The following is a 24,814-nucleotide window of genomic DNA, read 5'->3' as shown; positions in this document are numbered from 1 at the left end:
CTTCACACTCAGCTTCTCCGGGCATCCAGAGCGAGGTTGAGTTCTAGCACATTGACGCGCGGCTCGCCTATGATCCCGAGCAGACGACCTTCCGTCGCCTGTTCGACCAGGCTCGCCACGTCGGCTTCCGCAAACCCGCGGGCCTTGGCAACACGGGACACCTGCTCGCGGGCGAAAGCCGGCGAAATATGCGGATCGAGGCCGGAGCCGGACGCGGTGCCGCCATCGGCGGCGATCTCGCCTGTTATACCGCTGGCGCGCAGCTTCTCGACGTCGGCGGCAACCCGGTCCTTCAGTTTGACCGAGGTCGGGCCGAGGTTGGATCCGGTCGAGCCGCCGGCGTTGTAGGCTTCGGGCCCGGTCGCGGAGGGGCGCGGCCAGAAATATTTGTCGGCGGTGAAGTTCTGCCCGATCAGATCGGAGCCGACGATCGCGCCATCGATGCGGATCAGGCTGCCATTGGCCTGCGCCGGCATCAATGCCTGGGCAACGCCGGTGATCGCGAAGGGATATGCAAGGCCGGTGATCGCAGTCAGCAACAAGGCCATGACGATTGCGGGACGAAGTTGGTTCAACATGATTACACCAGATTGAGAGCAGAGACGACGACGTCGACGAGCTTGATGCCGGCAAAGGGCAGCAGGAGGCCGCCGAGGCCATAGACCAGCAGGTTGCGGCGCAGGAGTGCTGCGGCGCCGACCGGGCGATACTTGACGCCCTTCAGCGCCAGCGGGATGAGCGCGACGATGATCAAGGCATTGAAGATGACCGCTGACAGGATTGCCGATTGCGGTGACGACAGCCCCATGATGTTGAGCGCGGCCAGCGCCGGATAGGTGGTGATGAACAGCGCCGGGATGATGGCGAAGTATTTTGCCACGTCGTTGGCGACCGAGAAGGTCGTCAGCGAGCCGCGCGTCATCAACAGTTGCTTGCCGATCTCGACGATCTCGATGAGCTTTGTCGGGCTGGAATCGAGATCGACCATGTTGGCCGCCTCGCGCGCCGCCTGCGTGCCGGTCTGCATCGCCACGCCGACATCGGCCTGGGCCAGCGCCGGCGCGTCGTTGGTGCCGTCGCCGCACATGGCAATCAATCGGCCGCCCTGCTGTTCCTTGCGGATATAGCCGAGCTTGTCTTCCGGTGTCGCTTCGGCGAGGAAATCGTCGACGCCGGCTTCCGAGGCGATTGCCGCTGCCGTTACCGGGTTATCGCCGGTCACCATCACGGTGCGTATCCCCATGGCACGCAGTGCCGCGAAGCGCTCCTTGATGCCAGGCTTGACCACGTCCTTGAGGTGGATGACGCCGAGCAGGCGATTGCCGTCCGCAACGGCAAGCGGCGTGCCGCCGGTGCGCGCGACCTGGTCGACGGCACGGCGGAATTCGGCCGGCACGTTCTCGTCGCGAACGCCTGCAAACTTCAGGATCGAATCCACGGCGCCCTTGCGCAGCCGGCGTCCGCCGAAATCGACGCCCGACAGTCTCGTTTCGGCGGCAAAGGGCACGACGGCATCAATTGCCAAGGCACCTGTTTGAACCGAGCCGCCACCGACAGCCAGAGCCACAACCTCGCGGCTCGTCTGCTTGTCGGAAGCTGGCAGCGATACGGCTGGCGTCTGACGACCGAATTCGCCGGTCGCAAGGGCGGCAATCGAGCGGCCCTCGGGGGTCTCATCGGCAAGGCTTGCCAGCAGCGCGGCATCGGCAAGCTCGGCATCCGTCACGCCGGGGACCGGCATGAAGTTGGCGGCCATGCGGTTGCCGAAGGTGATCGTGCCTGTCTTGTCGAGCAGCAGCGTATCGACGTCGCCAGCCGCCTCGACGGCGCGGCCGGATGTGGCGATGACGTTGAACCGCACCAGCCGGTCCATACCGGCGATGCCGATGGCCGACAGCAGGCCGCCGATGGTGGTCGGGATCAGCGTGACGAGCAGGGCTGCAAGAACCGTGACCGACAGAACCGTGCCGGAGTAGCCGGCAAGACCCCAGAGTGTCACGACGGCGACCAGGAAGACCAGCGTCAGGCCCGAGAGCAGGATAGAGAGCGCGATCTCGTTCGGGGTCTTCTGGCGCTGCGCGCCTTCGATGAGCGCGATCATGCGGTCGACGAAGGTGTCGCCGGGCGCCGTGCCGATGCGCATCTTGATCCAGTCGGACAGCACCTGCGTGCCGCCGGTGACGGCGGAGCGGTCGCCGCCGGACTCACGGATGACGGGTGCGGATTCGCCGGTGATGGCGCTTTCGTTGACCGAGGCGACACCCTCGACGACGTCGCCGTCGCCGGGGATCAGTTCCCCGGCTTCGACCAGCACGAGATCGCCGACCTTCAGCGATGTCGCCGGAATGGTCTGCGTTTCCCTGCCTTCGGCCGAGACAAGCTTGCGGGCCGTCAGTTCGGACTTGGTGCGGCGCAGGCTGTCGGCCTGCGCCTTGCCGCGTCCTTCGGCGACCGCTTCGGCGAAGGTGGCAAACAGCACCGTGAACCACAGCCAGGCGGCAATCTGGCCCGAAAACAGCGGCGTGCCGGTTCCAGTCGCAAGATCGCGAATGAAGAAGACCGTGACCATGGCTGCCACCACCTCGGTGACGAAGATCACCGGGTTGCGGACAAGCTGGCGCGGGTCGAGCTTGGTGAATGCGGCCTTGAAGGCCGGTAGCAGGATCGCCGGGTCGAGAAGGCTTGGGGCGACGGGTTTCGAAGACATTGTCTGTTCCTTCAGAAGGTCTGGCCCGAGAGCATGGCGAACTGCTCGACGATGGGACCAAGCGCGAGGGCCGGGAAATATTGCAGCCCGCCGAGGATGAGGATGACGCCGATGAGCAGGCCGACGAAGAGCGGCGTGTGCGTCGGGAAGGTTCCCTGGGAAGCCGGAACGCGGGTCTTGGCGGCGATTGAGCCGGCTATCGCCAGCACCGGTATCGCGTAGGCGAAACGGCCGAGCAGCATCGCGAAGCCGAGCGTCGTGTTGTACCAGGGCGTGTTGGCCGAGAGGCCGCCAAACGCGGAGCCGTTGTTGCCGGTAGCAGAGGTATAGGCGTAGAGGATTTCCGACAGGCCATGCGGACCTGACGTGCCGATGCTGGCGACAGCCGAGGGCATGACGGCAGAAATCGCGGTGAAGCCGAGGATCGAGGCGGGCAGGATGAGGATCGCCAGCATCGCGTATTTCATCTCGCGGCCTTCGATCTTCTTACCGAGCAGTTCGGGCGTGCGCCCGACCATCAGGCCGGCGACGAAGACGGCGAGGATCGCGAAGACGACCATACCGTAAAGGCCGGAGCCGACGCCGCCCGGCAGCACTTCGCCAAGCTGGATCAGCAGCATGGGGACAAGGCCGCCAATGCCGGTGAAGGAGCCGTGCATGCCGTTGACCGCACCGGTCGAAATGCCTGTGGTCACGCCGGCATAAGCCGCCGACATCGCTTGGCCGAAGCGGACTTCCTTGCCTTCCATATTGCCGAGAGACGCCTCGAGGCCGAGGCCGTGCAGGATCGGGTTGCCGTAGCTTTCGGCCCAGTAGATGACGCCGATACCGGCGATCAGCAACGTTGCCATGGCAGCGATGAAGGCCCAGCCCTGGCGGCGGTCACCGACTATCTGGCCGAAGGTGTAGACCAGCGCCGAGGTGATCGACAGCATCGCGAAGATCGACAGGTAGTTGCTGAGCGCGCTCGGGTTTTCGAACGGGTGCGCCGCATTGGCGTTGAAGAAGCCGCCGCCATTGGTGCCGAGCTGCTTGATCGCCTCCTGGCTTGCGACCGGACCAAGCGCGATCGTCTGCTGCACGCCCTCGAGCGTGGTGGCGCTGACGGAAGCGTGGAACGTCTGCGGCATACCCATCGCGACGAAAGCGAGTGCAACGAGAACTGCCAGCGGCAGCAGCACATAGAGGGTCGAGTGGGTCAGATCGACCCAGAAATTGCCGAGTGTCGCGGCGCCGGAGCGGGCAAAGGCGCGGGTGACGGCAAGCGCGATGGCGATGCCCGTTGCAGCCGACACGAAGTTCTGCACTGTCAGGCCGGCCATCTGGCTGAAATGGCTCATGGTGGTCTCGCCGCCATAGGACTGCCAGTTGGTGTTGGTGAGGAAGCTGACCGCCGTGTTGAAGGCGAGGTCTGGCGGGACGTTGGCAAACCCCTGCGGGTTCAGCGGCAGCGACCCCTGGAAGCGCAGGATGACGTAGAGAAGCGCGAAGCCGGCCGCGCTGAAGGCGAGCATCGACAGTGTATAGGCGAGCCAGCCCTGCTCCTTCCTAGCATCGACGCCAGCCGCGAGATAGAGCCCACGCTCGACGGGTCCGAGAACCGGAGAGAGGAAGTTGCGCTCGCCAGCGAAAACCCGGGCCATGTAAAGGCCCAATGGCTTGATCGCGAGGAAGACGGCGAGAAAGAGGAGGCCGATCTGCAGCCACCCGATAATAGACATGAGGAATTCTCCGCAAAATACGGCTGAACGATCAGAACCGTTCCGGTCGAACGAGGGTCACGATGAGATAGGCCGCGAGCGCAAAGGCGACGGCGAGGCCAATGAAGGCTTCGAACATCGACGCCTCCTAGAGCCGGCTGAGCGTGCGCGCGTAGAGCGCAAACACGACAAGGCCGCCGAGACCGGCGGCAAGAAAAAGGAAATCGGACATGTGCATTCTCCGGAACTGTTTATGGCCGGATGATGCACCCTCAGCGGGTCAATTATCGATTGCGATGGTTTCGCGCGCGCATAAGGAAAAGATAAGGATACTGCCACCGTCCGAAGGCGGCTGGCGGATTGGTGGCGTCAGAGCGTTTCCAACTTAAACTGAGTAACAGAAACGCTTTAGCTCTTTGTTTTTACGCATTTCCTGGCGAAAAACCGCTTCGCATCTTTGCTGGAAAAACCCTAGCCCTTGATGATCGGGCTTACGGTGGGTGCCGCTTCGGTGGTCACTTCGCGCATCCACTCGCGCCAGATGGCGACGAGCAGTGCCATCAGCACCGGACCGACGAACAGACCGAGAAAGCCCATGGTCTTCACGCCGCCGACGAGGCCGAAGAAGGTCGGCAGGAACGGCAGCTTGATCGGGCCGCCGACAAGGCGCGGACGCAACGTCTTGTCGACGATGAAGAGTTCGGTCGTGCCCCAGGCAAACAGCGCAATGCCCTGGACCGGCGAGCCGCTGGCGACGAGATAGACGGAAACCAGCGTGAAGCAGAGCGGCGCACCGCCGGGGATCAGCGCCATCAGGCCGGTGATGATGCCGAGCGTGACCGGCGAGGGAACGCCGGCCAGCCAATAGGCGACGCCGAGCACGATGCCCTCGCCGATGGCGATGATGCCCATGCCCGTCACCGTCGAGCTGATCGTCAGCGGCACCACGCGCGACAGCCGTTCCCAGCGCATCGGGAAGATGCGTTCGCCGAGATGATCGAGCTGCTTGGAGAAGGAGTGTCCGTCGCGATAGACGAAGAACAGCGTGATCAGCATGAAGAGCAGCGTCAGGAAGGCGTGAAACGCCGACGCGCCGATGACCAGCACGCCGCGATAGATATTGCCGATGTTGGAGCCGCTGACGAGCTGCACCAGTTCGCCGAGCGCTCCGGGATGGCCGACATATTTGACCCATTGCTCGCCGAGCCAGGCACCGGCGACGGGGATCGAGGTCAGCCAGACGGGCACGCCGGCGCCGTTGGCATTGGTTTCAACCGCCCAGACCAGCCAGTCGCGCACTTCGTCGACCGCGTAGACGGCAGCGACCGAGATCGGCACGACGATGAAGGCGACGACGCAGATAATGGCAATGGTCGCCGCCAGTGTGCGGTTGCCGCCGACGGCCGCCAGCAGGCGGCGATAAATCGGCCAGCTGGCAAAACCGATGACGACAGCAGCCAGAACCGGGACGAGGAAGCCGTGGAAGAAATAGACGCCGGCCAGAAGCACGAAGACGAGCATCCAGCGCGCAGCGGTGATCGGACCAACCAGAGCCGAGCGCGACGCCGCCGCATGCCCGAAGAGTCGCGGCTCTACGGGAAGGTTTTCTCGTTCGCGATTGCCCAACTGCACCAACATTCCTCCGTCTCCAGACGACCTTACAACAAACCCGAGGCCTTGCCAGCCTGTACAGTGCCGCGCGTCTCCCACAAAGACGTGCAAAGGTCGCTGTACCAGGATCTGATGCATAATTTTGCGCTTAAATCGATCCGATTTAAGCGCAAAATTATGCAGTGCCGCCCCCATGCCCCCGGTTTACGGTAGTTTCGGGGCCACAGCCGACGCTAGCGGCGGGACATGACAGAAAAATTTAGCGGCGCGCAAGCTCTCAGGCTTCATTTGATGGCAGAAGTCATTCTGCCGCACGTATCGCCGCCCGCTTGGTCGTCTCGGCGCGATCGACGAAAACCGATGCGAGGAAGATACCGAAACCGGCAACCCCCATGACGGCACCGACCAGACCAGTCGAAGTCCAACCATAGCCAGCGGCAATGGACCAGCCGCCAAGCCAGGCGCCGAGCGCATTGGCGAGGTTGAAGGCGGAATGGCTGAGTGCTGCGGCAAGTGTCTGCACCTCGCCCGACACGTCCATAAGTCGGGTCTGCACACCCGGTACGACGGCAAAGCCGCCGCCGATGAACAAGACGTTGACGATGGCGATCCACGGATTGCCCATGGTGAAATAGAACAGCACATAAGCGAAGATATTGAAGGCAAGCGCGATGCCGATCGCCGGCAGCAGCGCCCAATCGGCGAGCCTGGAGCCGACGATGTTGCCGAGGATCATCCCGGCGCCAAACACCGACAGCATGATCGGCACGTTCGCCACGGAAACGCCTGCGACGTCCGTCAATGCCGGAGCGATGTAGCTGAAGACGGCGAACATGCCGCCGCAGCCGATGGCGCAGATGCCGAGCATCAGCCACACCTGCAGCTTGCCCAGGGCGCCAAGCTCGCGCAGCGGCGTCGCCTGCGGATTGCCCTTGTCGCGCGGCACGTAGGACCAGGTGAGCGCAATGGTCAGAAGGCTGATGCCGCCGACAATGGCGAAGGCCGACCGCCATCCGAGCGCCTGACCGAACCAGGCAACGAGCGGCGTTCCGAACAGGGTCGCGATCGTCAGGCCCATCATCACGCGCCCGACGGCACGCGCCCGCTGGTTGGGTGCAGCCAGCCCTGCAGCCACGAGCGCCGCCACACCGAAATAGGCACCGTGCGGAAGACCGGCAAAGAAGCGCGCGGCAACCAGCGTGTAGAAATCCGGTGCGATGGCGCTTGCGAAATTGCCGATCGCAAACAGCAGCATCAGCACCAAGAGCACCCGAAAGCGGGAAAACCGCGCCGCAAGCACCGCGATCAACGGTGCGCCGACGACGACGCCGAGTGCATAGGCGCTGATGACGGCGCCGGCGCGCGGCACCGAAACGCCGACGTCATCGGCCACTTGCGGCAGCAGGCCCATGATGGCGAATTCGCCCGTACCGATGCCGAACCCGCCAACGGCGAGCGCAACCTCGGCAACAGAGATGCGGCTTCGGCGCGAATCGACGGCAGAAGAATAGGCTTCGTCACACATGAGCAATGACCTGTGTCGTTCGGCCTCGAACAGCGGAACAAATCTGTGGGGTGCTGGCGGCGTGGTATCGGACGGTTTCCGACGGGGATATGCTGCAATGCAATACAGGCTTTAAACCCGGCTGGCAAAGGCTTTGCGGCACTCATCATACTTTTTCACGCGCTGGTGAAGCAGACCGGCTAACTGTTCGCTGAGTTGACGTTTACGTCAAAGTTATATAATCCCGAATCTCGGCTTGAAGAGGTGTCGTAAAAGCATCATCTTCATCGGCAAGAGAAGACCGGGAGGGTTACTTCTTTGGCCGCAAGCAAGGCTAGCCTGTGGCGACCAGAGGGAGAGAGGTCATGGCGGAACTCAACACGCAACCAACAGGCATCAGCCCGGAGAAGATCTGGCTGAAGTCCTATCCGCCGGGCATTGCCGCCGAAATCGGCCCTCTGCCCTACAAATCGATCGGCGACTTCTTCGACCATGCCGTCGCGCGCTACTCGCGCCGCTTCGCCTTTACCTGCATGGGCAAATCGCTGACCTTCTCCGAGCTCAATGCCGAATCCGCCAAGATCGGCGCCTGGCTGCAGGCGCGCGGGCTGTCGAAGGGCGACCGCGTCGCGGTGATGATGCCGAACATCCTGCAGAACCCTGTTATCGTTTTCGGCATTCTGAGGGCAGGATTCACGGTCGTGAACGTCAACCCGCTCTACACGCCGCGCGAACTGGAACATCAGCTCGTCGATTCCGGCGCCAAGGCGATCTTCGTGCTTGAGAACTTCGCTCATACGGTCCAGCAGGTTGCGGCCAAGACCAGCATCAAGCATGTGGTGGTCGCCACGATGGGCGACATGCTCGGCTTCAAGGGCACGATCGTCAATCTGATCGTGCGCCGGGTGAAGAAGCTCGTGCCCGCCTGGTCGATCCCCGGCCATCATTCCTTCAAGTCCGTGCTCGCCGAAGGTGGCCGCCTGAAGCTGACCAAACCCAATGTGGCGCCGAGCGATGTCGCTTTCCTGCAATATACCGGCGGCACCACGGGTATTTCCAAAGGGGCGACGCTCACCCATTCCAACCTTTTGTCGAACATGGCGCAGATGGAAATCTGGTTCGACACGGCGTTCCGCTCGCGTCCGCGGCCGGACAGTCTCGTCTTCATGTGCGCTCTGCCGCTCTACCATATCTTCGCGCTGACGGTGAACTCGCTGATGGGCCTTGCCACCGGCGGCAACAACATCCTGATCCCCAACCCACGCGACATTCCCGGCTTCGTCAAGGAGCTCGGCAAGTACAAGACCAACATCTTCCCGGGTCTCAACACGCTGTTCAATGCGCTGATGAACAACCCCGAATTCCAGAAGCTCGACTTCTCGTCGCTGATGCTCACCTTCGGCGGCGGCATGGCCATCCAAAGACCGGTGGCAGAGCGCTGGCAGAAGATGACGGGGTGCCCGATCGCCGAAGGCTACGGGCTTTCCGAGACGTCGCCGGTCGCCACCGCCAACCTTCTCGACTCGACCGAGTTCACCGGCACGATCGGCTTTCCGATCCCTTCGACCGAGGTTGAGATCCGCGACGACCAGGGCAACACCCTGGCGATCGGCGACGTCGGCGAAATCTGCATTCGCGGGCCGCAGGTCATGGCCGGTTACTGGCAGCGTCCGGACGAAACCGCCAAGGCGATTTCGCCCGACGGTTTCTTCCGCTCCGGCGATATCGGCTTCATAAATCCCGCCGGCCTCGTCAAGATCGTCGACCGCAAGAAGGACATGATCCTGGTTTCGGGCTTCAACGTCTTCCCTAACGAGATCGAGGAAGTGGCGATGACCCATCCCGGCATTCTCGAATGCGCGGCGATCGGCGTTCCGGACGAACATTCGGGCGAAGCCGTCAAGCTGTTCGTCGTGCGCAAGGATCCTGACCTGACCGAAGAGGACGTCAAGCGGCATTGCGCGGCCAATCTCACCAACTACAAGCGGCCGCGCTTCGTCGAGTTCCGCACCGAGTTGCCGAAAACCAATGTCGGCAAGATCCTGCGCAAGGACCTCCGGGGCTAGGGCCAGCCTCGACTTAAAACGATTTAAAAAATCCTGAAAACCGCCATCCCGGCGGTTTTGCGGGCTTGATTTGGACAATGCAAAGCGAATAGCTACGCAGGCGAATGTCCGACACAAGGAGCCCCGCGATGAAAGCGCTTGTCGATCAACTCAAAGCAACCGCCGCGCAGACCAATGCGACCGATATCCGCGCCGCCTTCGCGAGCGATGCCCAGCGCTTCTCGCGCTTCAGCACCTCGCTCGACGATCTGCTGCTCGATTATTCGAAATGCGCAGTGAACGAACAGGTGCTCGACGGTCTTGAGGCGCTGGCGAAAGCGGCCAAGGTCGAAGAGAAGCGCGACGCGATGTTCCGCGGCGACATCATCAACATTACCGAAGAACGGGCCGTGCTGCACACGGCGCTGCGCAACCGCGGCAATCGTCCTGTCATGGTCGACGGCAAGGACGTGATGCCCGACGTCAACGGCGTGCTTGAAACCATGGGCGCCTTTGCCGATGGCATCCGCTCGGGCGCGCTCAAAGGTGCGACCGGCAAGAAGATCACCGATGTGGTCAATATCGGCATCGGCGGCTCGGATCTCGGCCCAGTGATGGCGACGCTGGCGCTCGCGCCGTTCCATGACGGCCCGCGCCTGCATTTCGTCTCCAACATCGATGGCGCGCATATCGCCGATACGCTGAAGCTCGTCGATCCGGAAACGACGCTCTTCATCGTCGCCTCCAAGACCTTCACGACCATCGAGACGATGACCAATGCGGCGACTGCCCGCGCCTTCATCGCCGGCAAGCTCGGCGAAGCCGCAGTCGGCCACCACTTTGCCGCCGTCTCGACGGCACTCGACAAGGTCGCAGCTTTCGGCATCGACCAGGCGCGCGTGTTCGGCTTCTGGGATTGGGTCGGTGGGCGCTATTCGATCTGGTCGGCCATTGGCCTGCCGCTGATGATCGCCATCGGCAAGGAGAATTTCGGCCGCTTCCTCGATGGCGGCCATGCCATCGACGAGCACTTCCGCACTGCGCCGATCCGCCAGAACCTGCCGATGCTGCTGGGCCTCCTCGGCTTCTATCACCGCAATGTTCTCGGCTATCCCTCGCGGGCGATCCTGCCCTATGACCAGCGCCTGTCGCGCTTTCCGGCTTACCTGCAGCAGCTCGACATGGAATCGAACGGCAAGGCGGTCACGCTCGACAGCAAACCGGTCGAATATTCGACGGGTCCGGTCGTCTGGGGCGAGCCGGGCACCAATGGCCAGCACGCCTTCTACCAGCTGATCCACCAGGGCACGGACGTCATCCCGGCCGAGTTCATGATCGCCGCCAACGGCCACGAGAAGAACCTGCGCCACCAGCACGAACTGCTGATTGCCAATTGCCTCGCCCAGTCTGAAGCCCTGATGAAGGGGCGCACGCTTGCCGAGGCGAAGGCACAGCTGACCTCCAAGGGCATGGCGGATGCCAAGGCAGACAAGATCGCGCCGCACCGCGTCTTTGCCGGCAACCGCCCGTCGCTGACGCTGGTCTACGACCAGCTCGATCCTTTCGCCTTCGGCCGGCTGATCGCGCTCTACGAGCACCGCGTCTTCGTCGAAGGCGCGCTCTTCAACATCAATTCGTTCGATCAGTGGGGCGTCGAGCTCGGCAAGGAGCTGGCAACGGGCCTGCTGCCCGTGGTCGAAGGCAAGGAAAGTGCTGCCGGTCACGATTCGTCGACGGCGGGCCTTGTGGCCGTGCTGCTCAAGGCTTCTCGCTAAGAATGCGAGGCCAGGGCGCGCCCGGCGTGCCCTGGCCGTTCAGGCCGCGCAGGCCGGCAGCGCCTTGACGCCGGACTGGCGGAGCATATCCATCAGATCCAGTCCCGAAAGGAGCTGGAAGTAGTTTTCGTCGGAACGCGTACGGATCCAGGCATCGACCGTGACTTTCTGGTCAGCAGGAAACGCACCGCTCCAGCAGCCACCGGAAAAACCGACCGTAAGGCTTCCGCGACCCTTGGCCTCCGTGCCTTTGGTCGCCGCGATCTTCTCCTGCATATCGCGCAGGCGCTCCGCATCGGCGGGCGTCAGCGTCAGGACATAGAGCGTCTGCCCCTCCCGCATCCCCTCGGTCAGCCCCGGCGCCCCGACATTTCCGGATTGGATCTGAAGGGCAAAACGGTGGGTGTCGAGGGGCGCACCATCCGCCTTCCACGAAATGCCGAGTGTTGCGTCGCCGCGCCTGAGCGACAGCGCTTCGGGCACCAAAAGGGCAACACGCAGTTCTGCCGGATCGGACGTGAGCGGATCGACGCCAGACAGTTTTTCAAACGAGCCGACATTGAGCGCTGCACAGGCGGCCAGCACGTTGAGGGACAGGAAAAGGCATGGGTTCATCAAAATACGGAAAGTCATGAAACGCACCAAAATCATAATTGACGCGAAATAATTATCGTTTTACAATAAAAAAACAAGTGAACCGATAAGGAACTTTTTAATGAACGGATCTCCCGAGCGGCTGCGCAAGCTGAGCCGCATCATGAAACTGATGGTCGTATTGTGCGGCGCAGTGTTCTGCTCGGCCGTCGTCTACGGGCACTGGCAGATTTTCTTCGACCGGGCCGGCTTCGAGCAGGGTATTCGCGACGTGGTCTTCCCGAAGGTCTCCGCCATCACGCTCTCCTATCGCGCGATAATAACCGTCATGTTTCTCACTGCGATGAACAATGCGCTTGTTATTGCCGGCCTCGCCTTTGCCTGGCAACTTTTCGACGGTTTCGAACGCGGTGAGATCCTTTCCAGCCGCAATGGTGTCCTGCTGAAGCGGATCGGCATCATCGCCATCGTCGGTTCCTTGTGCATGACTGTCAGCAACGCAATCGGCATCATGGCTGTCACCTACGACAATCCCAGTACGACCGGGCACTCCGTCTTCATCGACATCAATGGGGGAACGATTATCGTTATGCTGATGGCCGGGCTGCTTCTGGTGCTCGGCCATGTCATGGTCATCGCATCGGGGATCGAAGCCGAGAACAGGAGCTTCGTTTAACGGATGCCGATTGTCGTAAACCTCGACGTCATGCTGGCGAAACGCAAGGTGCGCTCGCGCGATCTTGCGGAACAGGTCGGCATTACCGAGCAGAACATATCGCTGTTAAAATCGGGCAAGGTCAAAGGCGTGCGCTTCGACACGTTGGAGAAGATCTGCGCCGTTCTCGATTGCCAGCCGGGTGACATTCTCGAATATCGCCCGGAGGAAAAGGATTGAGTTTCGTGCGGGCTCTTCTCAGAGCCCGATTTCATGCTTCCAGGGCGGGTTGGCGCCGGCACGCGAAACGGTGACGGCGGCGGCCCTGGCGCCGAGGGCCAGGGCGTCGCGAACAGCGCTTTCCGAGAGGTTTGCGACGGCGTCCTTGGTCAGGAGACCGCTCAGCTTCAGCGATGCGAGCACGCCGGCATCGAAGGTATCGCCGGCACCGACCGTGTCGACGACCGTGACGCGCTCACCGGCAACGTCGACCTTGTGACGCCCGGTGTAGCCGACGGCCCCATCGGCGCCCTTGGTGATCAGAACCAGCTTCGGACCGCGCTTCAGCCATTCGGCCGCCAGATCGTCGTGGCTGCCGGTCATGCCGAACCAGTCGAGATCTTCATCCGAGAACTTGATGATGTCAGACATCGCCGCCATGCGGTTCATCCGGGCGAGATGGGCTTCCCGATCCTTGATGAAGCCGGGCCGGATGTTCGGGTCGAAGGAGATGATCCGCTTTTCGTGTTCGCGGGTCATCAGCGCCTCATATGTCGAGCCGCAGGGCTCGGGGATGAGGCTGATCGCGCCGAAATGCAGCGCCTCGCAGAAGTCGCCGAGCGCCGGCAGATGATCTTTCGTAATCATCCGCCCCGCCGTGTTCTCGTCGAAGAAGGCGTAGGTGGCATGGCCGTTGACGAGCTTGACGAAGGCAAGCGTTGTATGCAGCGACAGGGTCGCGCAGGGAGCGAAGTCGACATTCGCCGCCTTCAGCGTTTCGCGGAGGACATCGCCGAACATGTCATCGGAAAGGCCGGTGAAGAAGCCGGTGGGAATGCCGAGCCGACCGAGCGCGATCGCCGTATTGAAGATCGCCCCGCCGGCATAGGGCGCAAATGCACTTTCGCCCGCGGTCGTGTCCCGCGGCAGCATGTCGATCAGCGCTTCACCACAACATACGATCATCGGCATTTCTCCCCTGAAGACATTTCAACTGATTTCAATGACTTTCGACGAAATCCCAGAGTGTCGCCGACTATTGGGCGGCAAGCGCGCTGACGCCGCCATTGCGGCCAGACCAGGCCAGCGGGTCGTTGAGGAAGGCCTCGACTTCGCCAAGCGTCTCGTCGTCGAACAGCGCCTGCTCGCGGGCAACGGCAAGCACGTTGCGCCATGTGGCGATCCAGTGCAGGTCGACACCCTTGCCCTTCATCTCGCCGACGGCCTCCGGGAAGATATCGTAATAGAAGAGCGCGATGCCGTGGTCGACGATGCCGCCGGCTGCGCGGATCGCATCGATGAACTTGAACATCGAGCCGCCGGCGGTCGTCAGGTCCTCGATAACAAGAACACGGGCGCCCTCCGGCATGTGGCCCTCGATCTGGGCGTTGCGGCCATGACCCTTCGGCGCCTTGCGCACGTAGATCATCGGCAGGCCCAGGCGCTCGGCCAGCATCGCCGCGAAGGGAATACCCGCCGTCTCGCCACCGGCGACGACGTCGAACTGCTCGAAGCCCGCCTCGCGCAGGATTGATGCCGCGGCAAAATCCATAACGGCCGAACGGATGCGCGGATAGGAGATCAGCTTGCGGCAGTCGATATAAACCGGGCTCGCCATTCCGGACGAGAGCTTATAGGGCTTGTCGGCGCTGAAATGCACCGCCTTGATCTCCCAGAGCATCTTGGCGACCAGCTCGGCCATCACGGCCTTGTCGGTGAACGCATTGGAAAACATCAAACTCTCCTTCAAAATTCCAAACGATCAGGCGACGGCCCAGTGCAGCGGGAACATCGGATCGAAAACGGTGACCGGACCGGCACCGGTCTCGATCTTCTTGGGATAGGTCACGGCTTCTGCCTGCTTCCTGAGCGTGATCGTCTCCTCGTTGACCGGCAGGCCATACCAGGTGGGACCGTTCAGCGAGGCGAAGGCTTCGAGCTTGTCGAGCGCGCCCTCCTCTTCGAACACATGCGCCAGGCAACTCATGGTGTTGATCGAGGTGTAGATGCCGGCGCAGCCGCAGGCGCATTCCTTCAGCGGATCGACATGCGGTGCTGAGTCGGTGCCGAGGAAGAAGCGCTTGTCGCCCGAGACGGCGGCAGCGCGCAGCGCCAGACGGTGGTTTTCGCGCTTGGCAACCGGCAGGCAGTAGTAGTGCGGCTTGATGCCGCCGACGAGAATGGCGTTGCGGTTGATGATCAGGTGATGGGTGGTGATCGAGCCGGCAAGATTGGCCTTCGACGCCTTGATGTAGTCGATGCCGTCCTTGGTGGTGACGTGCTCCATCGTGACCTTCAGTTCCGGCAGGCGCTGGCGCAAGGGATCAAGCACGGTGTCGATGAACACGGCCTCGCGGTCGAAGATGTCGACGTCCGATGTCGTGACCTCGCCATGCACGCAGAGCGGCAGGCCGATCTTCGCCATGCGCTCGAGCACCGGCATCGCCTCATCGATGTTGCGCACGCCGCTGTGCGAATTCGTCGTCGCGCCAGCCGGATAGAGCTTGACTGCCTTGACGAGGCCGCTCCTGTGGCCGGCCTCGACGTCGTCGGGGTTCGTGCCCTCGGTGAGATAAAGCGTCATCAGCGGCTCGAACCGGTCGCCTGCCGGGATGGCCGCGAGGATGCGCTCGCGATAGGCAGCAGCGTCGGCCGCGGTGACGACCGGCGGCACGAGGTTGGGCATGATGATCGCGCGGGCGAAATGGCGGCTGGTGTCGGCGATGACGCCCTTCAGCATGTCGCCGTCGCGCAGGTGAAGGTGCCAATCATCCGGCCGGCGGATAACGAGGTCTTGCATGGTCAGCGTTCTCCTAAGTCAGGGCGGGATGCAGGCGGAAAACCGCGTACACTTTTCCTGATCCCCCTCCCGGTGCTCGCGCCCGATCCGCGCGCGCAGCTTTGCAGCCGGCAGGTGCGGGTGTTGGGCGGTTACTCATGTGGTGAAACCGCGTCTCGATATCACCAATGCGCCCGCAAACACAATCCGCAATCCGACCATCGCTCAGAAATCCGCAAGCACGACATCTGCGCGTCGCTGATGCTCGACCACACGATGCGCGTTGGGGATGTCGTTGCCATGGGCTTTTCGCTTCGCCGCCTCCTCGTCGTAGCCGTGGTCGAACCAGCGCTTCAAAAGCCGCCGCTCCAGTTCCTCGATGCCGGGATTGATGAAGATGGAGAAATCGAAGGCACCGGCAAGCTTGTTCCAGGGCGCCTCGTCGAGCAGCAGATAGTTGCCCTCGGCGAGAATAATGCGGGTATCGGCCGCTACAACACGCGCCGAGGCGATCGCCAGTTCGCGCGAGCGATCGAAGACCGGCACCAGCACCTCGCCGTCATTGGCCCTGACCGCAGCGATCGTCGCCAGGAACGACCTGACATCAAAGGTTTCCGGCGCACCTTTGCGGGCAAGCAGGCCCTTCTCTTCGAGCACGGCATTGTCCATGTGAAAGCCGTCCATCGGCAGCACCGCCGCCATTTCTCCTGCAGCTACCAGCGCTTCGGCAAGCGCGTCGGACAGGGTGGATTTTCCGGCACCCGGCGGGCCGGCAATCGCCACGACGAAACGGGCGGCTCCAGCCGCCCGTTCGAGGATCTGATCAACCACCGGCCCGACATTCATGCGGCGAGCGCCTCGCGCGGCGGCTCCTTCGCGCCGGTCATGAAGGCGACGGCATCAGACATCGTGTGTTCCTTCGGATTGATGACGCAGAGGCGTTTGCCAAGCCTGTGGATGTGGATGCGATCGGCCACCTCGAACACATGCGGCATGTTGTGCGAGATGAGCACGATCGGCAGGCCGCGCGAACGCACGTCGAGGATCAACTCCAGCACCCGCCGGCTTTCCTTGACGCCGAGGGCTGCCGTCGGCTCGTCCATGATCACCACCTTGGAACCGAAGGCTGCGGCTCGCGCCACCGCCACGCCCTGGCGCTGGCCGCCCGAAAGCGTTTCCACCGCCTGGTTGATGTTCTGGATGGTCATCAGGCCGAGCTCGGACAGCTTTGCCCGCGCCCGCTTCTCCATCTCCGCACGGTCGAGCGTGCGGAAAAGCTTGCCCATGATGCCGGGTTTACGGATTTCGCGGCCGAGAAACATGTTGTCGGCGATCGAGAGCGCCGGTGACAGCGCCAGGTTCTGATAGACGGTCTCGATGCCGGCCGTGCGCGCCTCCATCGGCGAGCGGAAGTTGATCTGCTGGCCCTCGAGCCGGATTTCCCCCTCATCCGGCGTGATGGCGCCGGAGATCGCCTTGATCATCGAGGACTTTCCGGCGCCGTTGTCGCCGATGACGGCCAGGATCTCGCCCGGGTAGAGGTCGAAATCGGCATAGTCGAGAGCCGTAACTCGGCCATAACGCTTGACCAGGCCGCGCGCGGTGAGAATGGGTTCCTGAGCCATCAGCCTGCTACCTTTCTGATCCATTGGTCGATTGCGACGGCGGTGATGATCAGCACGCCGGTGAGGAAGACTTTCCATTGCGGATCGGCGCCCAACATGTTGAGCCCCATGGAGACCACGCCGACGATCATCGCGCCGATCAGCGTTCCAAGGATCGATCCACGCCCGCCGAAGAGTGAGATGCCGCCGATTACGGCCGCGGTGATGGCCTGAAGATTGTAGTCGGTGACCGCTGCCGAAGGCGAGATCGAGCCGTTGCGGCCGATCGAGACCCAGGCGGCGAGTGCCGCAATCAGGCCGGCGAGCGTATAGGCGCTGAGCAGCACGCGGCTGGTGCGGATACCGGAAAGCTTCGCTGCCTCAGGATCGTCGCCGACGGCATAAAGGTGGCGTCCCCAGGCCGTATGGTTGAGCGCGTACCAGAGGCCAAGGACCAGCACGACCATCATCACCACACCGAGCGTGAAGACGGCGGATCCCACCTTGAAGCTGACGCCAAAGAGGTGAAGCATCTTGGTGACGGCCGCTACATCGGCCTCGCGGATCGTCGCATTTGCCGAGTAGATGAAGTTCGTCGACATGATGACGTACCAGGTGCCGAGCGTGACGATGAACGGCGGAAGCTTGACCCTGGAGACGAGGAAGCCGTTGAGGAAGCCGCAGGCACCGCCGACGACGAAGCCGATGAAGATCGCGATCGGCGCCGGAAGGCCGTAAGTCACGGCGCAATTGCCCATGATGACAGCCGAAAGCACCATGATCACACCGATCGAAAGGTCGATGCCGGCCGTCAGGATGACCAGGGTCTGCGCGGCCCCCAGGATGCCGACGATGGCGATCTGCTGCAGGATCAGCGTCAGCGTATAGGACGAGAAGAACTTTCCACCGATCGTCAGACCGAAGATCAGGATCGCTGCAACGAGCACGATGAACGGCACAGCCGCCGGCGTCGAATGCAGGAAATGCTGGATCTTCTGGATCAGCGTCTTGTCATGTGTGTCGAACGACGCGACCTGCGTCGAACTGTTGACCAGGACCTTTTCGAATTCCTGGGATGGCTGTGCGGCTGCGTTGGGCTCGCCCATGGACCTTCCTCCGGTGAACCCCACTCCCAAGGGGTTGCGATGCAATCTGGTGCACAGCCCGCCCACCATGTGGCGGGCATCAGCACTCATTCAAGAAGCTGCGCGGTTTTCGTCGCCTTGTCAAAGACATCGACGCTTACGCGAAGGGCGGCCCGGGCCGCCCTTCCGTTGCTGCTCATGCGTTCGAAGAACGGGAGCGATCAGCCCCAGCACTTCTCCGTGCCGACCTTGACGTCGATCGATTCGACGCCGGCAGCCGGCTTGTCGGTGACGAGCGAAACGCCGGTGTCGAAGAAGTCCTTGCCTTCGGTCGGCTTCGGCTTTTCGCCGCTGTCGGCGAACTTCTTGATCGCCTCGATGCCGAGCGCCGCCATCATCAGCGGATACTGCTGCGAGGTCGCGCCGATGACGCCTTCGGCCACCGACTTGACGCCGGGGCAACCGCCGTCAACCGATACGATCAGCACGTCCTTTTCCTTGCCAACGGCTTTCAGCGCCTGGTAGGCGCGACGGCGGCCGGCTCATTGATGGTGTGGATCACGTTGATATCAGGATCCTTCTGCAGAAGGTTTTCCATCGCCTTGCGGCCACCTTCTTCGTTGCCGTTGGTGACGTCGTGGCCGACGATGCGGGCATCATCCTCGTCGCCGATCTTGTTAGGATCTTTCGGGTCGATGCCGAAGCCGATCATGAAGCCCTGGTCGCGCAGGACGTCAACGGTCGGCTGCGACGGTATCAGATCGAGGAAGCCGACCTTGGCGGTCTTGGCGCCCTCGCCCATCGTGGCGGCGGCCCATTGGCCGATCAGCTTGCCGGCGAGCAGGTTGTCTGTAGCGAACGTCGCGTCGGCGGCGGTGGCCGGATCAAGCGGCGTATCGAGCGCGATCACCAGAAGACCGGCCTCCTGCGCCTTCTTCACCTGGTCGACGATTGCCTTCGTGTCGGAAGCGGCGATCAGGATGCCCTTGGCGCCATCGGCGATGCAGGATTCGATCGCAGCCACCTGGCTGTCATGGTCGCCGTCGATCTTGCCGGCATAGGACTTCAGCGTGACGCCGAGTTCCTGGGCCTTGGCGGTAGCGCCTTCCTTCATCTTGACGAAGAAGGGGTTGGTATCGGTCTTTGTAATCAGGCAGGCGCCGATATCGGCGGCCTGTGCCGGAGCGGCAAAAACGACGCCGAGCGACAGCACGCCGAACGCGGCGGAGAGAACAGTCTTCTTCATGTAATCCTCCCAAGGATGAAAAACGTGCCGGTGGACCGGCCCAGGCCTCGCCGCCACAGCATTCTCCTCTGCTGCAGCAGGCGCTTCCGGATCAAAAACAAACATTAAATTTCGGGGGTGTCAATAAATAAATCAAATTGAATTATTATTTCGATGTGGCATTCTCTGGATAACAGCGATCCGAGGCCATCCGGGCCGTCGCGCAAATTGACAGGTCCGCCCAGAGCGGAAACAACAGACCCGCGCCAAGCGGGCACCAATGCCAACGGGAGGAGACGGTGGCATGTCATTGACAGACGGCCCCGACAGGGGACCGATACAACCTGAGGTCATCGACCCGAGCGGCGGGGCGAACCAGACGCGCGTGCGCGCCTACAACGAGAGGCTGGTGATGTCGCTGGTGCGGCGTCACGGCGAGCTGTCGAAGGCGGATATCGCCAGACGCTCCGGCCTTTCGGCGCAGACCGTTTCCGTCATCATGCGGGCGCTCGAAAGCGATGGCCTCTTGGTGCGCGGCGCGCCGGTGCGCGGCCGTGTCGGCCAGCCGTCGACGCCGATGCGGCTCAACCCGGATGCGGTGTTTTCCTTTGGGGTGAAGATCGGGCGTCGAAGTGCCGACCTGGTGCTGATGGATTTCGTCGGCAATATCCGCCTGCACCTGCACCAGATCCATGCCTATCCGCTGCCCGGCGAACTGGTCGACTTCATCGTCGGCGGCATCGAGAAACTCGAGGCGCAACTGAGCCCAGAGGAGCGCAAGCACATCGCTGGGGTCGGTATCGCCACGCCCTTCGAACTGTGGAACTGGGCGGAAGAAGTCGGCGCCCCGCGGGAAGAAATGAACCGTTGGCGCGAGGTGGACCTGCAGGCGATCGTGGCCCAACGCACCCGCCACCCGGTGTTCCTGCAGAATGACGGCACCAGCGCCTGCGGCGCCGAACTCGCCTTCGGCGTCGGCGCCAGCTATCCCGACTTCGTCTATTTCTACATCGGCTCGTTCATCGGCGGCGGCATCGTCATCAATTCCGCGCTCTTTTCCGGCCGCACCGGCACCGCCGGCGCCGTCGGCCCGCTGCCGGTTTCCGGCAAGGACGGCAAGACCATCCAGCTCCTGAAGATCGCCTCGGTCTTCGTGCTCGAAAACCTGCTGCGCGAACGCGGCATCGATCCGAAGCCGCTGTGGTATTCGGCCGACGACTGGATCGATTTCGGTGAGCCACTCACGATCTGGATCGACGACAGTGCGGCAGCCCTTGCCCAGGCGGTCGTCTCCGCCGCCTCGATCATCGACTTCTCCGCCGTTGTCATCGACGGCGGCTTCCCGCCCTGGGTCCGCGCCCGGCTTTTGACGGCAACGCGCAAGGCGCTCTACGACCTCGACCTGCAGGGCGTGACGATCCCGGAACTGGTCGAAGGTTTGGTCGGCAGCCATGCCCGCGCCATCGGCGGCGCGAGCCTGCCGTTGTTCTCCCGCTACCTGCTCGACACCAACGTCCTCTTCAAGGAGCTCAGCTGATGCTGAAAGGCATAGACCCGATCCTCAGCCCCGAATTGCTGGCGACGCTTAGGGCAATGGGCCATGGCGACGAGATTGCGCTGGTCGACGGCAACTATCCCGGCCAGGAACATGCTCGCCGGCTGGTTCGGCTCGACGGCCACGGGCTGATCCCGGTGCTGGACGCCATTCTCAGCGTGATGCCGATCGACGATTTCGTGCCGGCGGCGATCTTCCGCGCTACAGTCAAGCAGGACCGGGACGCGCTAGATCCCGTCCACCGGGAGATCATCGATTGCTGCGGCAGGCATGAGCCGGCACGAACGGTCGTGCCCCTGCTCGGCCCGGAATTCTATCCGCGGGTGCAAGCGGCGCACACGGTGGTGCAGACCAGCGAACCGCGGCTTTACGGCAACGTCATCCTGCGCAAGGGCGTGATCTATCCCTGACGGATCGGGCGACAAAACGAAAAACCCGCCGGCGGAACCGGCGGGTTTTTTCGTTTCATGTCTGGAATGTCTTAGGCGCGACGTGCGTCGATCGACAGTGCGCCCGGGCCGAAGGCGGCAAGCACCAGGAAGCCGCCGGCAACCGAGATGTTCTTCATCATCATCAGGCCGTTGAAGACGCTCAGCAGGCCGTTGGCTTCCGGCGGGAACGTCGGAATGTTGATTGCGCCGCTGTGGAAGACGAAGGCGGTGACCAGGCAGAACAGAGCCAGCAGGTAGGCTGCAATCTTCGTCTGGAAGCCGACCAGAACGGCAAGACCGCCGATCAGCTCGAAAGCGCCGGCGAGATAGGCAAGCGCGGTTGCTGCCGGCCAGCCGGCATTAGCAATCATTCCGGCGGTGCCGGCGGGATCAGTCAGCTTGCCGAAGCCAGCGGTGATGAACATGATCGAAAGGAGAATGCGCCCGATGAGGACGACGACATTCTGAGACATGCGAGGCTCCTGTGAGAAACGAGTGTTGGCAGCAGAAGTATCAGCATTTTCAAATTCATCTAGCCGCACGCCCGGCGACAGATCGTTCACAACGTAGAGACAACCGGGATTTATCGTCAACCGACATTTGAGCCGCGGCCCAGTCTGTGCAGTGCTTTTCGTCCTAGCGAGCGCTGGTTCGGCCACAAGTGTTCTTTTCTGTTGCAAGGACGGGGCTGCTGGGTGAAATTCAGGCGCGGCAGGGGACGCCGCGCGGGGGCATCTCATGAACGAAATCAACAGGAGCCCGGCCTTCTGGCACTCATTCGCGATCTTCGAAGGGTTCGACAAGAAAACGATCGAGGATCTCGCCGATATCGCCACCTATCGAAAGTGGCCGGCCGGCACGGTGATCTTCCAGCGTGGCGACGAAGGCAACTATATGATCGTGGTCATATCGGGCCGCATCAAGCTTTCTCTGATCACACCGCAGGGCCGCGAACTGATGCTGCGCCAGCATGAAGCCGGCGCGATCTTCGGCGAGATGGCGGTGCTCGACGGCCAGACGCGGTCGGCAGACGCCACGGCGCAGACGGCGTCCGAAGGCTACGTGATCGGCAAGAAGGCGTTTCTCGATATGGTCACTACCCGGCCGGCGGCAGCTGAGTCCGTCATCCGCTTTCTCTGCGCCCAGCTGCGCGACACCACCGAGCGGCTGGAAACCATCGCGCTCTATGACCTCAACGCCCGCGTTGCGCGGTTCTTCCTGGCCACACTCCGGCAGATCCACGGCAACGAGCTTCCCGAAAGCGCCAATCTGCGGCTGACGATGAGCCAGACGGATATCGCCGGCGTTCTCGGCGCCAGTCGCCCCAAGGTCAACCGGGCCATTCTGTGGCTAGAGGAGAGCGGCGCCATCAAGCGGGGAGAAGGGATCATCGCCTGCAAGGTCGGCCGGCTGCTGAGCATCGCCGATCCTGAAGAGGATTAGGCGGCATGACCGTGCAACCTCGCCGGCAATTTCGCTTCACTCCGCTCGCCGGCGGGATCCTGACGAGCCTGATCGTCGCATTGGCACTCTATTTCTATGCGGAACCGGTATTCGAAACGCAGCGGGAGCTGTTCTTCGACCGCCTGATGCAATGGGTGCCGTCACCGCAATCGCCCGACATCGTCGTCGTCGATATCGACCGGGCGGCCTACCAATCCCGGCCTGATGGAGACTGGGACAGGGCGGCAACCGCCGAACTCCTATCCGGACTGACCGTGGCCGGCGCCAAGGTCATCGCCGTCGACTTCGTCTTCAGTTCCGATTGTGCGGCAGAGCTGCCAGGCAATACATCGCTTTCGCAAGCGCTTTCGAAGACCCCCGTCGTTCTCGGCTTTCTCATTGCCGATACGCTGCAGGAGCGCCCTCGCCCGGCTCCGCCACTGGCGTTGAGCCGCCCCTTCGCAGCACCGGAACTCTGGTTCCTCGACGGCGCGGAAACCTCCTGCCCTTCCTTCATGGATCACGCCAAGGCGGCGGCCGCATCATTTCTTGTCGGCGACGAGGATGCCCGTATCCGACGGGTGCAGGCTTTCGCTGTTCTCGGCGAAGAGGCCTATCCGACGCTTGCGATCGAGGCGACGCGGCTGATGATGGGTGCAGGAACGCCGATACTCGGCGGCGACCCAGCCTGGCTGCGGCTCGACAGGCAGGTGATCACACTCGACGATACCGGCAGCCTGCGCTTCGTCGCGAGCACCCCTGACTTGATCGCCGCCCGGACCATTTCGGCAGCCGACGTTCTCTCAGGGAAAGCAGGCAGCGACAGGTTTGCGGGCAAACTCGTCTTCATCGGCAGCAGCCTGCCCAATCTCGGCGGCCTCCGGCCGAGCGCCTCAATGCCGCTCGAGCCCTCGGTTCAGATCCATGCCGATATCGCCAATGCGATCGCCACCGGTTTCATTCCACGGCGTGACGCGCGGCTTCCCGTCATCGAGGCCCTGTTCTCGCTGGCAGCGGGCATTGCCGCCGCCTATGGCGCGGCAAGGCTCCGGCCGATGACATCGGCCGTGCTCGGCATCGTCGCGGTTGCCGTCGTCGTCGCGGCGACTGCCGCGATCTACCGCACCAGCGGCTGGCTCGTCGATGCAGTGAGCATTTCAGTCGCACTTGCTGCCGTGCTGGCAGTGACCAGCACGCTGCAGTTCGCCCATGTCAGGCGGGCGGAAGCGACGGCGCGGGAAAAATTCTCGCAATACCTGCCGCAATCCGTCGTCGCGCGCTACATCGACAATCCAGGTGCTGCCCGGGTTGCGGGCGAGGAACGGGCGGTGACGGCGCTGTTCACCGACATCGAGAGCTTTTCGACGCTTTCGCAAAAACTCGGGCCGCGCGACCTCATCGCCCTGCTCGATATCTATTTTACCGAGGTCAACGGGCTGGTAGCGCAATATGGCGGCATGGTCGACAAGGTGGTCGGCGACGCCGTGCACGCCTTCTTCAACGCGCCGGAGGATCTGGCCGATCATGTCGACAAGGCAATCGAATGCGCCAAGGCAATCCATGCGTTGACCGAAGAAATGCGCAGGCGACCGCAGTTTGCCGCACGGGATTTCGGGCGCACGCGCATCGGGGTCGAGACGGGTCAGGCGGTGCTTGGCGAAGTCGGCGCCGGCGGCAAGCTCGACTACACCGCCCATGGCGACGCCATCAACCTTGCAGCGCGACTGCAGGAGGCAAACAAATTTCTGGGCACGGCCATCTGCGTCGGCCCGGCTGCAGCAGCTGAAAGCAAGCAACGGCTTCGCTCGCTCGGCAGCCATGAAATCCGCGGCTTTGCCACGATGGAACTCTTCACAGTCGCCGACCCTGAACAGGTGTAGCG

General features: G+C 62.7%; 21 protein-coding genes and 1 pseudogene. 8 read left to right on the top strand and 14 right to left on the bottom strand.

The genetic code is table 11. The features are described 5' to 3' along the window. Window positions 1–8 precede the first annotated feature (8 nt). The 5 genes from kdpC to BKP54_RS09925 form a co-directional block, all read right to left on the bottom strand. Window positions 9–578, bottom strand: a complete 570-nt coding sequence (kdpC, locus tag BKP54_RS09950) for a potassium-transporting ATPase subunit KdpC (RefSeq protein WP_025425786.1) — start codon at window positions 576–578, stop codon at window positions 9–11. A gap of 2 nt (window positions 579–580) precedes the next feature. Beyond that, the gene (gene kdpB, locus BKP54_RS09945; RefSeq protein WP_025425785.1) at window positions 581–2,707 is read right to left on the bottom strand and encodes a potassium-transporting ATPase subunit KdpB; all 2,127 of its coding nucleotides are present in this window, start codon (window positions 2,705–2,707) and stop codon (window positions 581–583) included. 11 nt (window positions 2,708–2,718) lie between these two features. After that, entirely contained in the window at window positions 2,719–4,428 is a 1,710-nt protein-coding gene (gene kdpA / locus BKP54_RS09940) for a potassium-transporting ATPase subunit KdpA (RefSeq protein WP_057204271.1), read from the bottom strand. Window positions 4,429–4,878: 450 nt separating this feature from the next. Beyond that, a complete protein-coding gene (locus tag BKP54_RS09930; RefSeq protein ID WP_025425783.1) occupies window positions 4,879–6,039 on the bottom strand; it encodes an AI-2E family transporter in 1,161 nt (386 codons plus the stop codon). Between the two features lie 280 nt (window positions 6,040–6,319). Further along, window positions 6,320–7,543 carry an MFS transporter gene (locus tag BKP54_RS09925; RefSeq protein WP_084814373.1) on the bottom strand — a complete coding sequence of 408 codons (1,224 nt, stop codon included), beginning with the start codon at window positions 7,541–7,543 and terminating at the stop codon, window positions 6,320–6,322. A 344-nt stretch (window positions 7,544–7,887) separates the two neighbouring features. Between BKP54_RS09925 and BKP54_RS09920 the strand changes: the two genes are divergently transcribed. Further along, the gene (locus tag BKP54_RS09920) at window positions 7,888–9,588 is read left to right on the top strand and encodes a long-chain fatty acid--CoA ligase (protein WP_025425781.1); all 1,701 of its coding nucleotides are present in this window, start codon (window positions 7,888–7,890) and stop codon (window positions 9,586–9,588) included. A gap of 128 nt (window positions 9,589–9,716) precedes the next feature. Beyond that, the gene (gene pgi, locus BKP54_RS09915; RefSeq protein ID WP_057204273.1) at window positions 9,717–11,342 is read left to right on the top strand and encodes a glucose-6-phosphate isomerase; all 1,626 of its coding nucleotides are present in this window, start codon (window positions 9,717–9,719) and stop codon (window positions 11,340–11,342) included. A 39-nt stretch (window positions 11,343–11,381) separates the two neighbouring features. Here pgi and BKP54_RS09910 read toward each other — a convergent pair whose 3' ends face one another. Further along, complete coding sequence (locus BKP54_RS09910) at window positions 11,382–11,975, bottom strand: hypothetical protein (RefSeq protein WP_128090391.1); 594 nt, start codon at window positions 11,973–11,975, stop codon at window positions 11,382–11,384. Between the two features lie 82 nt (window positions 11,976–12,057). Here BKP54_RS09910 and BKP54_RS09905 point away from each other — a divergent pair, with 82 nt between their 5' ends. Both BKP54_RS09905 and BKP54_RS09900 read left to right on the top strand, forming a co-directional pair. After that, window positions 12,058–12,612: a DUF2975 domain-containing protein gene (locus tag BKP54_RS09905; RefSeq protein WP_025425778.1), complete on the top strand. Its 555-nt coding sequence runs from the start codon at window positions 12,058–12,060 to the stop codon at window positions 12,610–12,612. A 3-nt stretch (window positions 12,613–12,615) separates the two neighbouring features. After that, a complete protein-coding gene (locus BKP54_RS09900; RefSeq protein WP_025425777.1) occupies window positions 12,616–12,831 on the top strand; it encodes a helix-turn-helix transcriptional regulator in 216 nt (71 codons plus the stop codon). Between the two features lie 18 nt (window positions 12,832–12,849). Here the strand turns inward: BKP54_RS09900 and BKP54_RS09895 are convergent, their stop codons facing one another. From BKP54_RS09895 to BKP54_RS09865, 7 genes and pseudogenes are all read right to left on the bottom strand, one after another. Continuing rightward, entirely contained in the window at window positions 12,850–13,776 is a 927-nt protein-coding gene (locus tag BKP54_RS09895; protein ID WP_025425776.1) for a carbohydrate kinase, read from the bottom strand. A gap of 70 nt (window positions 13,777–13,846) precedes the next feature. Then, entirely contained in the window at window positions 13,847–14,545 is a 699-nt protein-coding gene (locus tag BKP54_RS09890; protein WP_025425775.1) for an orotate phosphoribosyltransferase, read from the bottom strand. Window positions 14,546–14,572: 27 nt separating this feature from the next. Then, window positions 14,573–15,610 carry a dihydroorotase gene (pyrC, locus tag BKP54_RS09885; RefSeq protein ID WP_025425774.1) on the bottom strand — a complete coding sequence of 346 codons (1,038 nt, stop codon included), beginning with the start codon at window positions 15,608–15,610 and terminating at the stop codon, window positions 14,573–14,575. 204 nt (window positions 15,611–15,814) lie between these two features. Continuing rightward, the gene (locus tag BKP54_RS09880) at window positions 15,815–16,435 is read right to left on the bottom strand and encodes a nucleoside triphosphate hydrolase (protein WP_025425773.1); all 621 of its coding nucleotides are present in this window, start codon (window positions 16,433–16,435) and stop codon (window positions 15,815–15,817) included. Next, window positions 16,432–17,214, bottom strand: coding sequence for an ATP-binding cassette domain-containing protein (locus tag BKP54_RS09875; RefSeq protein WP_025425772.1), 783 nt, complete (start codon window positions 17,212–17,214; stop codon window positions 16,432–16,434). The genes BKP54_RS09880 and BKP54_RS09875 overlap by 4 nt, the downstream gene beginning before the upstream one ends. Beyond that, a complete protein-coding gene (locus BKP54_RS09870) occupies window positions 17,214–18,299 on the bottom strand; it encodes an ABC transporter permease (protein WP_025425771.1) in 1,086 nt (361 codons plus the stop codon). Before BKP54_RS09870 ends, BKP54_RS09875 begins: the two co-directional genes overlap by 1 nt. Window positions 18,300–18,499: 200 nt before the next feature. After that, a pseudogene (locus BKP54_RS09865) lies at window positions 18,500–19,524 on the bottom strand (sugar ABC transporter substrate-binding protein). A 283-nt stretch (window positions 19,525–19,807) separates the two neighbouring features. On the opposite strand from BKP54_RS09865, the gene BKP54_RS09860 reads away from it, so the two are divergent. Then, window positions 19,808–21,040 carry an ROK family transcriptional regulator gene (locus BKP54_RS09860; RefSeq protein ID WP_084814372.1) on the top strand — a complete coding sequence of 411 codons (1,233 nt, stop codon included), beginning with the start codon at window positions 19,808–19,810 and terminating at the stop codon, window positions 21,038–21,040. After that, window positions 21,040–21,468 (top strand): RbsD/FucU family protein, encoded by a 429-nt coding sequence (locus BKP54_RS09855; protein ID WP_025425768.1) that lies wholly within the window; start codon window positions 21,040–21,042, stop codon window positions 21,466–21,468. The genes BKP54_RS09860 and BKP54_RS09855 overlap by 1 nt, the downstream gene beginning before the upstream one ends. A 71-nt stretch (window positions 21,469–21,539) precedes the next feature. Here BKP54_RS09855 and BKP54_RS09850 read toward each other — a convergent pair whose 3' ends face one another. Beyond that, entirely contained in the window at window positions 21,540–21,962 is a 423-nt protein-coding gene (locus BKP54_RS09850) for a DoxX family protein (RefSeq protein WP_025425767.1), read from the bottom strand. A 265-nt stretch (window positions 21,963–22,227) separates the two neighbouring features. Here BKP54_RS09850 and BKP54_RS09845 point away from each other — a divergent pair, with 265 nt between their 5' ends. After that, the gene (locus tag BKP54_RS09845; protein ID WP_025425766.1) at window positions 22,228–22,932 is read left to right on the top strand and encodes a Crp/Fnr family transcriptional regulator; all 705 of its coding nucleotides are present in this window, start codon (window positions 22,228–22,230) and stop codon (window positions 22,930–22,932) included. A 5-nt stretch (window positions 22,933–22,937) separates the two neighbouring features. Further along, window positions 22,938–24,812 carry a CHASE2 domain-containing protein gene (locus BKP54_RS09840; protein WP_025425765.1) on the top strand — a complete coding sequence of 625 codons (1,875 nt, stop codon included), beginning with the start codon at window positions 22,938–22,940 and terminating at the stop codon, window positions 24,810–24,812. The last annotated feature ends 2 nt before the right edge of the window (window positions 24,813–24,814 follow it).

This window comes from Ensifer sp. 1H6 (assembly GCF_001976035.1).
Taxonomy (GTDB): domain Bacteria; phylum Pseudomonadota; class Alphaproteobacteria; order Rhizobiales; family Rhizobiaceae; genus Ensifer; species Ensifer canadensis.
This window is presented reverse-complemented; position numbering and strand designations above follow the sequence as displayed.